Genomic DNA, 15,921 nt, shown 5'->3' on the forward strand with positions numbered 1-15,921 from the left:
GAAGCAAAGAATTTGGTAGAGCGGACATAAAAAGGCGGCCCCTTTCCAGGGCCGCTTGTTAACGACTCAAGCCAACAAGCATTACTTATTCTTGGCTTTCGAGTTTGGCAAGTCAGTTATGCTGCCTTCGTAAATCTCTGCCGACAGGCCCACAGATTCGTGCAGGGTTGGGTGAGCGTGAATGGTCAGCGCGATATCTTCTGCGTCACAGCCCATCTCGATAGCCAGACCAATTTCACCCAGTAGTTCACCGCCGTTGGTGCCGACAATCGCGCCACCGAGGATACGGTGAGTTTCTTTGTCGAAGATAAGTTTAGTCATGCCATCTGCACAATCGGAAGCGATAGCACGGCCAGACGCAGCCCACGGAAAGGTGGCAGTTTCGTAGCTGATGCCCTTATCTTTCGCTTCTTTCTCAGTCAGACCTACCCATGCTACTTCTGGTTCAGTGTAAGCGATTGATGGGATCACCTTCGGGTCGAAGTAATGCTTCATGCCAGCAATAGCTTCTGCGGCAACATGGCCTTCATGCACACCTTTGTGTGCCAGCATCGGCTGGCCAACGATGTCACCGATAGCGAAGATATGCGCTATATTTGTGCGTAGCTGTTTGTCTACGTTGATAAAGCCGCGTTCGTCAACGTCAACACCGGCTTTGTAGGCATCCAGCATTTTGCCATTCGGTACACGACCGATGGCCACCAGCACCGCATCGTAAAGCTGTGGCTCTGTCAGCGCATTTTTGCCTCCCATAGTGACATAGATACCTTCTTCTTTGGCTTCTACCTCAGTCACTTTGGTTTCCAGCAACAAGTTGAACTGCTTGCTGATGCGTTTGGTAAAAATTTTCACTACATCTTTATCTGCGGCTGGGATAACCTGATCGAACATCTCGACCACGTCGATTTGTGAACCCAGAGCATGGTATACGGTAGCCATTTCCAGGCCTATGATGCCCCCTCCCATAACCAGTAAACGCTGTGGAATAGTTCTCAGCGCCAGTGCATCAGTGGAATCCCACACGCGCGGATCTTCATGGGGAATGAACGGCAATTGAATTGGGCGAGAACCCACAGCGATGATAGCGTTATCGAAGTTAATGGTTGTTGAACCCTTTTCGCCTTCAACAACCAGGGTGTTAGCACCAGTGAACTTGCCCAAGCCGTTGACCACTGTCACGTTGCGGCCGTTGGCCATGCCAGCCAGCCCCCCGGTTAACTGAGTGATCACCTTTTCTTTCCAAACGCGAACTTTGTCGATGTCGGTTATCGGCTCACCAAAAACGATGCCGTGTGCGGCCAGCGCCTTGGCTTCTTCGATCACTTTGGCAACATGCAGCAGTGCTTTGGAAGGGATACAGCCCACATTCAGACAAACCCCGCCCAAAGTGGAATAACGTTCAACCAGTAGGGTTTCAAGGCCTAAGTCAGCGCAACGAAAAGCCGCAGAGTAACCTGCCGGGCCTGCCCCAAGTACCACGACCTGAGTTTTAATTTCAGTACTCATCATGACCTCTTAATTGATTGTTCGTTCGGCGGGGCAGACATCATTATCCCCTTCATCTTTCAAGCTGTAGCGTTGTTGGCTTAAAGCATTTACCCCAGCCACCTGCTTGAGTAAAGCGTTTAGGAACGACGAACTATTCGCCTAGCTGCCACTTGAAATCCATTGGGCATATTATTAATCGAGCTCACAACGCCCTCTATCCACCGGGACGCGTACACCGCGAGCAGTTTACAGAATTGTTAATACTCTGCAAAGCGTGTTCGAGTGAACACTGTCTAAACAATTTTGTTTAATTATGCAAAACCCGACGAAACGCTGCTGAAGCGCTAAGGGCGCAGCATTATGAACTGTACCCCTTGGTCATTACATCACCAGGCGGCGGATGTCAGAAAGCATGTTATTGATAATGGTGATGAAACGCGCACCATCGGCACCGTCAATCACACGGTGGTCGAAGGAGAGCGACATCGGCATCATTAGGCGCGGTATAAACTCTTTACCATTCCAGAGCGGCTCCATAGCGGACTTAGAAACACCCAGAATAGCCACTTCCGGCGCGTTGACGATCGGCGCGAAGTGAGTTGTTCCGATACCACCCAGGCTGGAGATGGTGAAGCAGCCGCCCTGCATTTCGCCGGCGGTCAACTTACCGTCACGCGCTTGTTTAGAGATGGCCATCAGTTCACAAGAAAGCTCAGTAATGCCCTTTTTGTTCACATCTTTGAACACCGGAACGACCAAACCATTTGGTGTATCAACCGCCACGCCGATGTTGATGTATTTTTTTAGCGTCAGCTTCTGGCCATCCTCGGACAGCGAACTGTTGAAACGTGGCATCTGCTCCAGAGCGGCTGCTACGGCTTTGATGATGAAGACCACCGGAGTAAACTTCACGTCCAACTTACGTTTGGCCGCGTCTTCGTTCTGTTGCTTACGGAACACTTCCAGATCGGTAATATCGGTTTTGTCGAAGTGAGTAACATGCGGTATCATAACCCAGTTGCGGCTCAAATTGGCACCAGAAATTTTCTGGATACGCCCCATGTCGATTTCTTCAATCTCGCCGAACTTGCTTAAGTCCACTTTCGGCCATGGCAGCATACCTGGCAGCCCAGCGGCCAGCGCAGTATCGGCGCGTTGTATCACGTCTTTCACGTAAACTTGAATGTCTTCACGCAGGATACGGCCTTTACGACCGGAGCCTTTTACTTTCGCCAGGTTGATGCCAAATTCACGAGCTAAACGGCGGATGACCGGAGTCGCGTGTACATAGGCGGCGTTTTCGCCGAATTTACCTTTGCTGTCGGCGTGAGTAGCGAGTGCAGCGGTTTTGGTTTCTTGCTTGGCTGGAGACAGTGCAACTTCCGCACTCGTCGCAGGAGCGGCGGCTGGTGCTGCGCCTTCCACGGTAAACACCATGATCAAGGAACCGGTTTTAACCTTGTCGCCAGGTTTGATACAGATCTCTTTCACCATGCCGACAAACGGTGTAGGCACTTCCATCGACGCCTTGTCGCCTTCAACGGTGATCAGTGACTGCTCAGCGGCCACTTTGTCACCTACCTTCACCATCACTTCGGTCACTTCGACTTCGTCGCAGCCGATATCCGGCACTTCAACGTCTTTAGCGGCAGTAGCAGGGGCCACCGTCTGTTTTTCTTCTGCTTTCACCACGGGTGCCGCCTGCGCAGCGCCTTCCGCTTCGAAAATCATCATCAGTTTGCCGGTTTCGGTTTTATCGCCAACCGCCACTTTAATCTCTTTCACCACCCCCGCCAGCAGGGATGGTACTTCCATGGAAGCCTTATCGCCTTCCACAGTGATCAGCGATTGTTCAGCTTCAACTTTATCGCCAACCTTAACCATGATCTCGGTGATTTCGACTTCGTCTGCACCGATGTCCGGTACCTTGATTTCGATAGACATTATTCTGTACCTCTTATGCCAGACGCGGGTTAACTTTCTCTGGGTTGATATCGAATTTCTTAATCGCATCAGCGACTACGGAGGCTTCAATTTCACCACGTTTAGCCAATTCACCCAAAGCAGCAACCACCACGTAAGATGCATCGACTTCAAAGTAGTGACGCAGGTTTTCACGGCTGTCTGAACGACCAAATCCATCAGTACCCAGTACGCGATAATCGCTGGCTGGAACATAAGTTCGAACCTGATCTGCGAATAGCTTCATATAGTCGGTAGCCGCTACCGCTGGCGCATCATTCATCACCTGAGCGATGTAAGGCACATGTGGCGCTTCAGTGGGGTGTAGCATGTTCCAACGCTCGCAGTCCTGCCCATCACGCGCTAATTCGGTGAAGGAAGTAACGCTGTAGATGTCGGAAACCACGCCGTAATCTTTCGCCAGGATCTGCGCCGCTTCACGCACATGACGCAAGATAGCACCAGAACCCAACAACTGTACCTTGCCTTTGCTGCCTTCCAGAGTCTCCAACTTGTAGATGCCCTTACGGATACCCTCCTCTGCGCCCTGCGGCATTGCCGGCATTGAGTAGTTTTCGTTCAGCGTGGTCAGGTAGTAATAAACGTTTTCCGGCGCATCGCCGTACATGCGTACCAGACCATCATGCATGATCACCGCCACTTCATAAGCATACGCGGGATCGTAAGAAATACAGTTAGGTATAGTCAGAGACTGAATGTGGCTGTGGCCATCTTCGTGTTGCAGACCCTCACCATTCAGAGTGGTTCGGCCCGAAGTACCGCCGATCAGGAAGCCACGCGCCTGTTGGTCGCCCGCCGCCCAGAACAGATCACCGATACGCTGGAAACCGAACATTGAATAGTAGATGTAGAACGGGATCATCGGCAGATCGTTAGTACTGTAGGACGTCGCAGCGGCCAACCAGGAAGATGCAGCACCCAGTTCGTTGATGCCTTCCTGCAAGATATGGCCTTTCTCGTCTTCTTTGTAGTAGGCAACTTGCTCACGGTCTTGCGGAGTGTACTGCTGGCCATTAGTGCTGTAGATGCCGATCTGACGGAACAGACCTTCCATACCGAAGGTACGCGCTTCGTCGGCGATAATAGGCACCAAGCGATCTTTGATCGACTTGTTCTTCAGCATCACGTTCAAGGCACGCACGAAGGCGATGGTAGTGGAGATTTCTTTGCTCTGTTCTTCCAGCAGCGAGCTGAAATCTTCCAGAGCTGGCAATTCCAGCTTCTGGGTAAACTCTGGCAGACGGCTTGGCAGGTAGCCTTTCAGTACCTGACGGCGTTCGTGCAGGTACTGGTACTCTGCGGTGTCTTTTTCGAAGGTGACATACGACAGTTTCTCGATATCCGCATCAGCAACCGGTACGTTAAAACGATCGCGGAAGTGCTGAACCCCTACCATGCTCATTTTCTTCACTTGGTGAGCGATGTTTTTACCTTCCGCAGTTTCCCCCATACCGTAACCTTTGATGGTATGAGCCAAGATAACGGTAGGTTTGCCTTGAGTGTCCTGCGCTTTTTTCAGTGCAGCAAAGATTTTTTTCGGATCATGACCGCCACGGTTCAGCGCCCAGATTTCGTCGTCGGTCATGTCTTTGACCAGCTCTGCAGTTTCCGGGTAATGGCCAAAGAAATGCTCACGCACGTAAGCACCGTCTTTGGATTTGAAGGTCTGGTAGTCACCATCCAGGGTTTCGTTCATCAGTTGAACCAGTTTATCGCTGGTGTCTTTGCGCAGCAGCTCATCCCAACGCCCACCCCAGATCACTTTCAGCACCTGCCAGCCTGCACCAGCGAAAGCACCTGCCAATTCGTTGATGATTTTGCCATTACCGGTGACAGGGCCATCCAAACGCTGCAAATTGCAGTTGATGACAAACACCAGGTTGTCCAACTTTTCACGGGTGGCAATGGTGAGCGCACCCTTTGATTCTGGCTCGTCCATCTCGCCATCGCCCAAGAAAGCATAAACAGTTTGTTCCGAGGTATCTTTCAAACCCATATTTTTTAAATACTTCAGGAACTTAGCCTGATAGATGGCACAGATTGGCCCCAATCCCATCGATACGGTCGGGAACTGCCAGAATTCCGGCATCAATTTTGGATGCGGATAAGAGGACAACCCCTTGCCGTGAACCTCCTGGCGGAAGTTATTCATTTGCTCTTCGGTCAGGCGGCCTTCAAGGAAGGCACGTGCATAAACACCCGGCGAGATATGCCCCTGGAAGTAAACCAGATCCCCACCATCTTTCTCATTGCGTGCACGGAAGAAGTGGTTAAAGCAAACTTCGTAGAAGGTCGCAGAAGATTGGAAAGAGGCCATGTGACCACCGAGTTCCAAATCTTTCTTGGAAGCACGCAGAACCGTCATGATAGCGTTCCAGCGGATAGCTGAACGAATACGTAGTTCCAGATCAAGGTTACCTGGGTAAGCCGGTTCATCCTCCACCGCGATGGTGTTAACGTAGTTGTGAGCTGCAGCGCCGCCCACCACGTTCGCCCCCCCCTTGCGAGCCTCCCGCAATAGCTGCTCGATCAGAAACTCAGCGCGTCCAACACCCTCTTCACGGATGACCGATTTGATCGCCTGTAGCCAGTCGCGAGTTTCGAACGGATCCACGTCATTGGTTAGACGTTGTGACATGGTGGTATTCCTTATCATCTATCTAATGGTTTATTTGGAGCCAGTCTTCCGGTGTTTTATGACAAAACACCGGAAGACTGGGCCATCATTTGATTGCAGCAATACTTCCAACTAACTCTCCGCGTAGCTTACCCTGAAGAGAATAGTTCTGAATCCTTGCGTTGCTGGAGAAGCCGTAGTGATCTCTCGCGTCGGGTATTCTCCCGGCTGAGATCCAGCAAAACTTCTTCTATAAACGCCAAGTAACAGTGCGAAGCTTCACGCGCCTTTTCTGGTTCGCGTGCCACAATCGCCTCAAAAATCCCGGCGCGCTGGCTGCTCACTGTTGCCAACATCTCACTGCGCGAGTAGAGCAATTCAAAGTTTTTATGCAGATTCTGTTCCAGCATCGGCCTCATACAGCTCAGCAAGTGCAACAACACAAATATTATGGGCAGCTTCAGTCACGACGATTTGATACTTCATAACGGCACCAGCTTCAGCATCGAGATCACCGCTTTTCTGAGTTTGTTGAATCACAATGTGGCAATCGCAGATACGCGCCAGATCTTCATCAGTACCGCGCAGCGCAGCGTAATAGGCGGCAGTACCTTCTAGCGCGTGGCGCGTTTCCAACAGATCGAATTGCGATTCAGGATGGTCGGCCAGCAATTCAGCCAGCGGATTGCTAAAGCTCTGCCACAGATTAGTTTGCACAAAGGTGCCGCCACCTTGCCGACGCAAGAGCAGCCCTTTAGCTTCCAGACATTGGATAGCCTCTCTCAATGAAGGGCGGGAAACACCAAATTGTTTCGCCAGCTCACGCTCTGGAGGCAGCTTCTCGCCGGGATGCAATGTTCCCTCCAAGATCAAGTATTCGAGCCGCTGTTCAATAACGTCTGACAACTTAGGTTGACGGATTTTACTGTAGGCCATGGGTAAATTCTTCTTTGCGAATAGCGCGGAGTCAATTGGTAATACTAATTTCAAATACGTGGCCGTAAAAGTAACAAAGTATTCATCCCCTGTCCATATAAGCTAAGCCTTGATTAAAATCAGGTTATCACACATTTTTTACTGCAAAGCCCAGCGCAAAGCGGTAACACTGTGCTGGTAATACCATTTACGCGTTAACGTTATATGAGGAAGGTTACAGCCTTATTACCCCAGTTTTAATGCATGACTATTGCACCAACGGCGATAAGTTAGGCTGTTTACTGTCCTTTAGACGCAATCAAAAGCGCTTATCCAAGTGATGTCCCGCCGTTGATCATCGCGGCGTTCACGAACAATAATGGGACATTGCCAAAGTTATTTCGTCTATCCCCTGACGTCACACAACCCACATTTTGTTGCCTATCTTGCTGAAATATTAACCATTGTCATCACAAAACAGGTGCAAACTGCCGCACTTAGCATTATTCTTTGCTGACCAGTAGCGGCTACGTTGAATTAATTGCCATATCGCCAATAAAAAAAACAAATATCATAACCATTAATTTACATTATGTAAATCATTCTGCCATAACAAGAGATTTAATTGATGAATGGTCAACAACATGGCGACCAACTAAAACGCGGCCTGAAAAACCGCCATATTCAGCTTATTGCCCTCGGAAGCGCAGTAGGTACTGGGCTATTCCTCGGTATCGCTCAAACAATAAAAATGGCTGGCCCTTCGGTCATTCTCGGCTATGCCATTGGCGGTTTCATCGCGTTTCTGATCATGCGTCAACTCGGTGAAATGATCGTGGAAGAGCCAGTAGCTGGCTCCTTCAGCCATTTCGCGTACAAATACTGGGGCAATCTTGCTGGCTTCGTCTCAGGCTGGAACTACTTGGTGCTATACGTGCTGGTGGCAATGGCAGAACTAACAGCAGTCGGCATCTATGTGCATTACTGGTGGCCGGAGATCCCCACCTGGGTTTCCGCCGCCGTGTTCTTTATGGTGATCAACGCCATTAACATGGCCAATGTAAAAGTCTACGGCGAGGTGGAGTTCTGGTTTGCCATCATCAAAGTGGCGGCGATAATCGGTATGATCGCATTCGGTGCCTATCTGCTGTTCAGCGGCATGGGTGGCCCAGAAGCCACCGTCACCAACCTATGGGCACAAGGCGGTTTCTTGCCAAATGGTAGCATGGGGCTAGTGATGGCGATGGCGGTGATAATGTTTTCATTCGGCGGCCTCGAACTGGTGGGCATCACCGCAGCAGAAGCTGACAACCCGCAAAAGAGCATTCCCAAAGCCACCCACCAGGTTATCTACCGTATCTTGATCTTTTATATAGGCTCACTGGTGGTTCTGCTTTCGCTCCACCCGTGGAGCAAGGTGGCTGAAAGCGGCAGCCCTTTTGTGTTGATCTTTCAGGCGTTGGACAGCAATCTGGTTGCATCCGTGCTAAATATCGTGGTGCTGACTGCTGCGCTGTCGGTATATAACAGTTGCGTTTACTGCAACAGCCGTATGCTGTTCTGCCTAGCACAACAAGGCAACGGGCTGAAAAGCCTGATGAAGGTGGATAGCCGTGGCGTGCCGGTGGTCGCCATCGGCGTTTCCGCCATCGCCACCGCATTTTGTGTGCTGATCAATTATCTGATCCCTGGGCGAGCCTTCGAACTGCTGATGGCGCTGGTAATCTCGGCGCTGGTGATCAACTGGGCGATGATCAGCCTGGCGCACCTGAAATTCCGCGCTGCTAAAAACCGTGAAAGCGTCGAAACGAAGTTCAAAGCTATCTGGTATCCATTCAGCAACTATCTGTGCCTGCTATTTATGGCCGGTATCTTGGTGATCATGTACCTGACGCCAGGCATTCGCATCTCGGTGTTACTGATCCCGCTGTGGATAGCAGTTCTGGCGGTCGGCTACGCCATCAAGCAGCGTAGCCAATGACCTCCAGCCGCTGAAGGTTTTCCCCCTAAATACCACAAATGACCCGCAAATGCGGGCATTTTTCCGCTTTTAGGGGCATACATACCTTTGCTCAGGTTTTTGGGTGGGTTATTTCAAGCAGTTGGAACACTGGCCCGCTTGGATCTTCTGGAAAAAGTCATTGCCTTTGTCATCTACCAAAATGAACGCCGGGAAGTCTTCTACTACAATTTTCCAGATTGCCTCCATCCCCAGTTCAGGATACTCCACACACTCCAAGCTCTTAATACTCCGCTGCGCCAGCACCGCCGCAGGGCCACCGATGCTACCAAGATAGAACCCGCCGTGCTTATGGCAGGCATCGGTCACCTGCTGGCTGCGGTTGCCCTTCGCCAGCATGATCATGCTACCGCCATGTGATTGCAACAGATCGACATAGGGATCCATGCGCCCTGCGGTGGTCGGGCCAAGCGAACCGGATGCGTAGCCGTCCGGTGTTTTCGCAGGGCCAGCGTAGTAGATCGGATTATCCTTGACGTACTGCGGCAGACCTTCACCGCGATCCAAGCGTTCTTTCAGCTTGGCGTGCGCGATATCGCGGGCCACGATGATGGTACCGCTCAGCGATAGACGGGTGGCAACCGGATACTGCGCGAGCTGTTTTAGGATCTCGGCCATCGGGAGATTAAGGTCGATCTTGATCGCTTCGGCTTCCCCTGCGTGACGTAGTGCCTGCGGAATAAACTTGCCTGGGTTATGCTCCAGTTTTTCCAGCCAGATGCCATCACGGTTGATCTTGCCCTTAATATTACGGTCAGCAGAACAGGATACCCCCATGCCAACCGGGCAGGACGCGCCATGGCGTGGCAAGCGCACTACACAAATGTCGTGAGCGAAGTATTTGCCGCCAAACTGCGCGCCCAGCCCCAAATTCTGCGCTTCTTTCAGCAGTTCTGCCTCCAGCGCCATATCACGGAACGCCTGGCCGTACTCATTGCCTTCAGTAGGCAAGCCATCGTAATACTTGGTAGAGGCCAGTTTGACCGTCTTCAGCGTTGCTTCGGCCGAAGTGCCGCCGATAACAAACGCCACATGGTACGGCGGGCAAGCGGCGGTGCCTAAAGTACGCATTTTATCGACCAGATAATCCTTCAGTTTGCCCGGAGACAACAGCGCTTTGGTTTCCTGATACAGGTAGGTCTTGTTGGCTGAACCGCCGCCTTTAGTGATGCACAGGAATTTATATTCCTCGCCATCCACAGTATAGAGATCGATCTGCGCTGGCAGATTGCTGCCAGTATTTACCTCTTTGTACATGTCCAGCGCAGCGTTTTGCGAATAGCGCAGATTATCTTCGATATAGGTGTTGTACACCCCGCGCGACAGCGCCGCCTCATCACCGCCGCAAGTCCAGACACGCTGGCCTTTCTTGCCAAGGATAATCGCCGTACCTGTGTCCTGGCAGGTCGGCAAAATCCCCTTTGCGGCGATCTCTGAGTTACGCAGGAATTGCAGCGCAACGTATCTGTCGTTTTCGCTGGCATCTGGATCTCGCAGGATGTCGGCCACCTGTTGCTGATGCGCAGTGCGCAGCATAAATGAGGCGTCATGGAATGCATGTTGGGCGAGGAGGATCAGCGCTTCCGGGGCGACTTTCAGCATTTCCTGGCCTTCAAATTCGCTCACGGTGACGTGATCGCGGCTCAGCAGGTAGTATTCGGTATCGTCTTTCTTCAGCGGGAACGGATCTTGATAATAGAACGGTTTATTCGACATTGATCTCTCACTTGCATGCTCAATTGCATTAAATTTACACGGAAGCTGCACTACTCAGGTGCAGCAATCAGTCAAAAAAATGCCCCCACCTTACGTATTTTTAAGCAGCTAATTATTGCGCCAAATCACAAAATAACCGTTTTTGTGTAAAGGGAACCGTGGCAACTTTATCCAGTGAGAACTTCTGGTACTGGCTCCTCATGTACGCTTTATTATCCCGCAGTTAACACATTGATTACAATCAATCAGCGTCGATCGGCTTATTGTCAGCAACCACGCCTAGGCTTAAGCTACCTATAATGAACAAAGCAAGAATTCCCATGAAGCTACAACAGGCGGTGATGCGTTGCCTGCGAGAAAAGTTGCAACTGGCTCGGCAGCATTTTTCCGCCGAATTTCCAGAGCCGAAAATCGTTTACTAGCAACGTGGCATTAGTACGGGTACTCCCTCGCTGCTGGCTTGGTAAATCCGCCTGAATCCGGTGCTATTGATGGAAAACCAGCAACCGTTTATCGACGAAGTGATACCCCATGAGCTGGCGCACACCTGTTGGCGTTCTGCCAGTTTGGCCGCGTAGCACACCATGGCCGAGAATGGCGCTGGATGATGGAAAGCGTGCTGCAAGTACCCGCCAGACGCACCCACCAGTTTGAGATCGCCTCAGTGCAACGCAAAACTTTCCCCTACCAACTCTACCAACTGCCGTTGCCAGCAGCATCAGCTCACCGTGCGCCGCCACAACCGCGTACTGCGCGGTGAAAGTGAATACCGCTGCGGCCAGTACGGCGAAAAGCTGGAATTTATCGCTAATGAAAGTCTTTAATAGAGCGATGAATATGTAAAGCGGATAACTGTAGTGAATCAGTCCTCAAGCAACCTGAAGGATATTTGAAAAACCACCACGGGCGTGGGGAAGACTCCAGCCCCATCAGGCTGCCCAGTTGCGTCTGGGGCAACCCCATGCTATCTCGCAGTACGATCACAGTTTCCGCGCTCGATATCATTTTAAAAACGTTATATATTGTCGTCACTCCCAAAGTCGTAATTCAGGAAAATTTTACCTTGTCGGGTCGGTGGATATGCCTGCGTACGTAACACCGTCTTGTCCGGCAAGGTGAATTGCGTTTTATGATCGACCAGGTTTTTCTTGCGCTTGCAGCGACGGGAAATGGCCCGATATCCATCCGCTTCGCGGTACACCTCGTTGACGCTCTCCACCGCCACCTCCGCTGCCATGACAATGGCCATGCGTTCTTAGCTCTTGCTAGCACTCTTATCTGCCACCTGCACACCACGTAGCAACAGCGGTAGCACCAACACGCCAACAATCAGCGACAGCAGGATCACCCCGGTAGCAATAAATATCAGTTGATAACGTGCCTGGAAGGCGCTGCCATCACTCAGCAATAATGGTATAGATAGCACACCGGCCAAAGTAATCGCCCCACCGACCCCGGCGAATGACGCAACCCATAACTCGCGCATGCTGTAATTGCCAAATTGCAGCGGACGCTTTTTCATAAAGCCTTTGCTGGCGTTTTTCATCAGCCACAGCCAGGTAAAATGCAGCACTAGCAGCGCAGCGTAAATGGATGCCACATCGGCGAACAGATACCAGGTCTGAATGGTTGGATCTAGCTCATCCTGCATGAGCGAGGTTTCCAAAATAACAGGGAGTTGCAGGCCCAACATGATGAACACCATACCGTTGAACACAAATTCCAGAATCGCCCAGACGCTGTTAGCACGCAGGCGCATTGCGGATCACACCAAACTGGCTTATGGTCATCCCTGCAGCTACCGCGGTCAGAATGCCTGAGCCGCCAATATTCTCGGCGATCAGAAGATAAGGGGCAAGCAGTAGCAATAGCAGGAAGACAATCTGTGTAGCCGGATCATCGCCGCTCCAGCGACTTATTAAGCGTAGGGATTTGCTGTAAGTCCAGGTGACTGCCACACCAACCAGTAAACCACCGATCGCCACCTTGAAGAACTCAGGGGTAGCGCCGCCGACGGTGAACACCATGGTGCCCATGGCCACCGCGATGGCAAATTTTAGCTACACCAGGCCGGAAGCATCGTTCATCAATGCTTCGCTTTCGAGCACACCCATGATGGGTTTATGAATAGGCCCTTTACCAACAATACCGGATAACGTCACGGCACCGGTTGGCGACAGCACTGCAGCTAGCGCAAAGGCAGCCACCAACGGAATGCCTGGTACCATGACATAAATCAGGTAGCCGACGCCGACGACAGTAATTAATATCAACACCAACGCCAAACCAAGCATTTCGCGCCCATAGTGCAAAAATTCACGCATCGGCATTTTCAGGCAATCGGCAAACAGCAGCGGCGGGATAAACAGCACCATAAAAAGTTCGGGGTCAAAATCGACATGCAGCCCGAAATAACGCTGTGCGCAACGCTAGTGGGGGCATTCCTGCTGGGATTATCAACGGTGCCAGTAGCTTTTCTGCGCCTTTTTCACCTTCACCAAATAACGGCGTGACTCGGCGGCTGGATGCTGGGTAGCCAGCATCTGATACACCTCGGCGGGTTGCATGCCGTTGATAATGCTAACCGCACGGCTTCTGGTGCTGGAAAATACCCGCAGCACACTGCCTGCGCCGCCGTTATAAGCGGTGATCACCGCATAGCGATGAGAGGCCGGGTTCTGAATACCGCCCAGATAGTTGTTCTGCAATAGTGCCAGATAAGCGGTACCGGTATCAATGTTGTTTTCTGGATCGAACAGGTAGCTGCGGCTCGGTTTGCCCCATTTACCCTGCATTTGGAACACATCTTTGCCAGCGGTATGCTGCACCACCTGCATCAGGCCCAACGCGTCTGAGCCGCTCACCGCATACGGGTTAAAGCTCGATTCTATCTGCATGATCGCCAGGATCAGCGACGACTCTACACCGTACTTCTCCGATGCCTTGCGTACCATCGGCAAGTATTTGTGCGCTCGTTTGTCCAGGTGATTTGACACCAGTTGGATGGTGATCGCGTAGATCACATGCAAGCCAGAGGTGCGTTTTTGTAGTTTAGTTTGCAGCAGATCATCGGCAAAGTGTGCTGCTCGCCATTCCCAGCGGATGGGCGATCCTTTGTTATCCAGAACTTGACCATAGAGGAACGGTTCTTGGCTCATCTGAATATCGTTGACATCGGAATAGAGATCGATAGAACCAGGATCGTCCCCCATCATCAAGGTGCTGATGATCGCCTGACGCAAATATGCAGCCGGATCGTTTGTAGCGATGGTTTCAATGGTAATAGTACCAGAATTAAAGTTGATATGGCTGCGGGTCTGATACTGCTCGGTGTATTTGACATAATCTTTCGGCCCGGCGATCAGAACCTCGTTCATGCCCCAAATATTCTCGATATTGTGGGCAAATTGGCCGATCAGTATATCGAAACCGTTGGTGTCTTTGATCCAGGCTTGATTGATTTGATCACTTTTTTTGCCGGAACAGGCGATCAGCAACAGCGCTATCACCAGCAAAGCTAACGTTTTTTTCATTTTATTAACGCCGTATAAGCTAAAAATTATACCCTAAATAATTCGAGTTGCAGGAAAGCAACAACGCAGCGACAAATCGGTCGGGAAGCGATTTGAACAGCGCATGCGCTGGGCCATAGGCTAAACCTCAGGAATGAGTTTCATTAATTCCCAGGCGCTAACACCCGTCAGTGACTGGGGTGAGAGAGGATAGCTCACGTACAGGCAACTTGATGTATCACGGGTATATAAAAGTAAAGCATGGCCACAACAATATTATTCGCTGGGTGGTGTATAGCCTTCGATGTGCACATCGTGCCCTTCAAACAGGAATTTGATCATCTCTTGCTCCAGCAGTTTGCGGTCATCAAGTTTCATCATGTTCAGTTTTTTCTCATTGATCAGCATAGTTTGCTTCTTCATCCATTCTCCCCATGCTTCTTTGGATATTTCGTCAAAGATACGCTTGCCGACATCCCCCGGATAAAGCTGAAAATCCTGCCCTTCGGCATCGCACTGTAGGAAGGTACAAAAAATGGTGCGGCTCATGCTAATTCCTCATCAATGGCGATAAATTTTGTAGTCTTGGAGACTGCTTTTCCAACAGTTGCAACAGGCGATCAACCGGTGCTGCCAGCCCGATCGATGGCGGCTGTGCTAAGTTATACCAGAGACCTGCTCCCTCATCCATGCCGCCACCCACCGCGCTAATTTCCAGCCACATCGGCACGATATCAAGATAAAAGTGACTAAATATATGGCGAAATGCACTTAGCTTTTCCATGCGGTTGCTTTTCACACCGCGTTGTTGCAGCCAGAAGGCCAAACCATCCCGTTCGCTGAACTGCGGGAAGCAGAACAAACCGCCCCATAGCCCAACCGCTGGGCGCTGTTCCAACAACACGCTTTCGCCGTGTTGCAGCAATAAAAAGTAGGCGGTTTTTTCCGGTAGGGTTTGCTTTGGCTTCTTGCCGGGGTATTTTGCCCAGTTGTGATTAGTATAGGCGATGCAACCAACGTTGAGTGGGCAAAGCTCGCACTTGGGTTTGGTGCGGGTACACACCATGGCCCCCAGATCCATCATCGCCTGGTTGAACTGGCCGACATCCTGAGCTGGGGTAACCTCTTCGCTGATCGTCCACAGCCGGTTCTCGACCGTTTTTGTGCCGGGCCATCCCTCCACCGCATAGCAGCGAGCCAACACGCGCTTCACATTGCCATCAAGGATCGGATAGTGCTGGCCGAGCGCCAACGACAATACGGCACCCGCAGTGGAACGGCCAATGCCGGGCAAAGCGGCAATGTCTGCATAGGTAGTCGGGAATTCGCCGCTATGCTGCACGACAATAGCCTGCGCCGCTTTGTGCAAATTGCGCGCGCGGGCATAGTATCCCAGGCCAGTCCATATATGCAGCACTTCGTCCAGCGGAGCCTCAGCCAGCGCGCGCACATTGGGAAAACGTGCCATAAACCGCTGAAAATAAGGAATGACGGTGGCAACCTGAGTCTGCTGCAACATCACCTCAGAGAGCCATACCTGATAGGCGGTTTTATCAAGCTGCCATGGCAGGGTTTTGCGACCATAGCGTTGGTACCAGCTAAGCACCACCGATGAGAACTGTTGTGCTTGCATCATGAGCAGATTCGATATCCGGCAAAAAAATGAATCA

Annotated in this window: 9 protein-coding genes and 3 pseudogenes; 2 read left to right on the forward strand and 10 right to left on the reverse strand. The window is 51.3% G+C overall.

Translation table 11 applies throughout. The annotated features are described in order from the left end of the window. Positions 1-81: 81 nt before the first annotated feature. The 4 genes and pseudogenes from lpdA to pdhR all read right to left on the reverse strand — a co-directional run bounded on the left by lpdA (position 82) and on the right by pdhR (position 7,024). A complete protein-coding gene (gene lpdA / locus AACL06_RS03750) occupies positions 82-1,506 on the reverse strand; it encodes a dihydrolipoyl dehydrogenase (protein WP_339037959.1) in 1,425 nt (474 codons plus the stop codon). Positions 1,507-1,869: 363 nt separating this feature from the next. Then, positions 1,870-3,432, reverse strand: coding sequence for a pyruvate dehydrogenase complex dihydrolipoyllysine-residue acetyltransferase (aceF, locus tag AACL06_RS03755; protein WP_339037961.1), 1,563 nt, complete (start codon positions 3,430-3,432; stop codon positions 1,870-1,872). A gap of 13 nt (positions 3,433-3,445) precedes the next feature. Further along, a complete protein-coding gene (aceE, locus tag AACL06_RS03760) occupies positions 3,446-6,109 on the reverse strand; it encodes a pyruvate dehydrogenase (acetyl-transferring), homodimeric type (protein WP_339037963.1) in 2,664 nt (887 codons plus the stop codon). A 128-nt stretch (positions 6,110-6,237) separates the two neighbouring features. Beyond that, positions 6,238-7,024 (reverse strand): annotated as a pseudogene (pdhR, locus tag AACL06_RS03765) (pyruvate dehydrogenase complex transcriptional repressor PdhR). 607 nt (positions 7,025-7,631) lie between these two features. On the opposite strand from pdhR, the gene AACL06_RS03770 reads away from it, so the two are divergent. Then, complete coding sequence (locus tag AACL06_RS03770) at positions 7,632-8,984, forward strand: amino acid permease (protein ID WP_339038270.1); 1,353 nt, start codon at positions 7,632-7,634, stop codon at positions 8,982-8,984. A 108-nt stretch (positions 8,985-9,092) separates the two neighbouring features. On the opposite strand, the gene fumA is transcribed toward AACL06_RS03770, so the two are convergent. Continuing rightward, on the reverse strand, positions 9,093-10,739 hold the full coding sequence (gene fumA, locus AACL06_RS03775) for a class I fumarate hydratase FumA (RefSeq protein WP_339037965.1): 1,647 nt from the start codon (positions 10,737-10,739) through the stop codon (positions 9,093-9,095). Between the two features lie 299 nt (positions 10,740-11,038). Between fumA and AACL06_RS03780 the strand changes: the two are divergent. Next, positions 11,039-11,563: pseudogene (locus AACL06_RS03780) on the forward strand (SprT family zinc-dependent metalloprotease). A gap of 191 nt (positions 11,564-11,754) precedes the next feature. Here AACL06_RS03780 and AACL06_RS03785 read toward each other — a convergent pair. The 5 genes and pseudogenes from AACL06_RS03785 to mutY form a co-directional block, all read right to left on the reverse strand. Continuing rightward, positions 11,755-11,988, reverse strand: coding sequence for a sugar ABC transporter substrate-binding protein (locus AACL06_RS03785; protein ID WP_339037968.1), 234 nt, complete (start codon positions 11,986-11,988; stop codon positions 11,755-11,757). Positions 11,989-11,997: 9 nt separating this feature from the next. Next, positions 11,998-13,144: pseudogene (locus AACL06_RS03790) on the reverse strand (Na+/H+ antiporter); the annotation flags it as partial. Positions 13,145-13,195: 51 nt separating this feature from the next. Further along, positions 13,196-14,272, reverse strand: coding sequence for a membrane-bound lytic murein transglycosylase MltC (gene mltC / locus AACL06_RS03795; RefSeq protein ID WP_339037970.1), 1,077 nt, complete (start codon positions 14,270-14,272; stop codon positions 13,196-13,198). Between the two features lie 255 nt (positions 14,273-14,527). Further along, positions 14,528-14,800: an oxidative damage protection protein gene (locus tag AACL06_RS03800; protein WP_339037972.1), complete on the reverse strand. Its 273-nt coding sequence runs from the start codon at positions 14,798-14,800 to the stop codon at positions 14,528-14,530. Position 14,801: 1 nt separating this feature from the next. Next, positions 14,802-15,887 carry an A/G-specific adenine glycosylase gene (gene mutY / locus AACL06_RS03805; RefSeq protein WP_425336930.1) on the reverse strand — a complete coding sequence of 362 codons (1,086 nt, stop codon included), beginning with the start codon at positions 15,885-15,887 and terminating at the stop codon, positions 14,802-14,804. Positions 15,888-15,921: the final 34 nt, after the last annotated feature.

Origin of the sequence: Serratia symbiotica (Periphyllus acericola), assembly GCF_964019515.1 — a bacterium.
Taxonomy (GTDB): domain Bacteria; phylum Pseudomonadota; class Gammaproteobacteria; order Enterobacterales; family Enterobacteriaceae; genus Serratia; species Serratia symbiotica_D.

What these genes read in the sequence shown, in the direction of transcription:
- mltC (WP_339037970.1), bottom strand. Translation starts at nt 14,272, where the DNA reads ATGAAAAAAACGTTAGCTTTGCTGGTGATAGCGCTGTTGCTGATCGCC.
- AACL06_RS03785 (WP_339037968.1), bottom strand. Translation starts at nt 11,988, where the DNA reads ATGGCCATTGTCATGGCAGCGGAGGTGGCGGTGGAGAGCGTCAACGAG.
- aceF (WP_339037961.1), bottom strand. Translation starts at nt 3,432, where the DNA reads ATGTCTATCGAAATCAAGGTACCGGACATCGGTGCAGACGAAGTCGAA.
- mutY (WP_425336930.1), bottom strand. Translation starts at nt 15,887, where the DNA reads ATGATGCAAGCACAACAGTTCTCATCGGTGGTGCTTAGCTGGTACCAA.
- lpdA (WP_339037959.1), bottom strand. Translation starts at nt 1,506, where the DNA reads ATGAGTACTGAAATTAAAACTCAGGTCGTGGTACTTGGGGCAGGCCCG.
- AACL06_RS03800 (WP_339037972.1), bottom strand. Translation starts at nt 14,800, where the DNA reads ATGAGCCGCACCATTTTTTGTACCTTCCTACAGTGCGATGCCGAAGGG.
- aceE (WP_339037963.1), bottom strand. Translation starts at nt 6,109, where the DNA reads ATGTCACAACGTCTAACCAATGACGTGGATCCGTTCGAAACTCGCGAC.
- AACL06_RS03770 (WP_339038270.1), top strand. Translation starts at nt 7,632, where the DNA reads ATGAATGGTCAACAACATGGCGACCAACTAAAACGCGGCCTGAAAAAC.
- fumA (WP_339037965.1), bottom strand. Translation starts at nt 10,739, where the DNA reads ATGTCGAATAAACCGTTCTATTATCAAGATCCGTTCCCGCTGAAGAAA.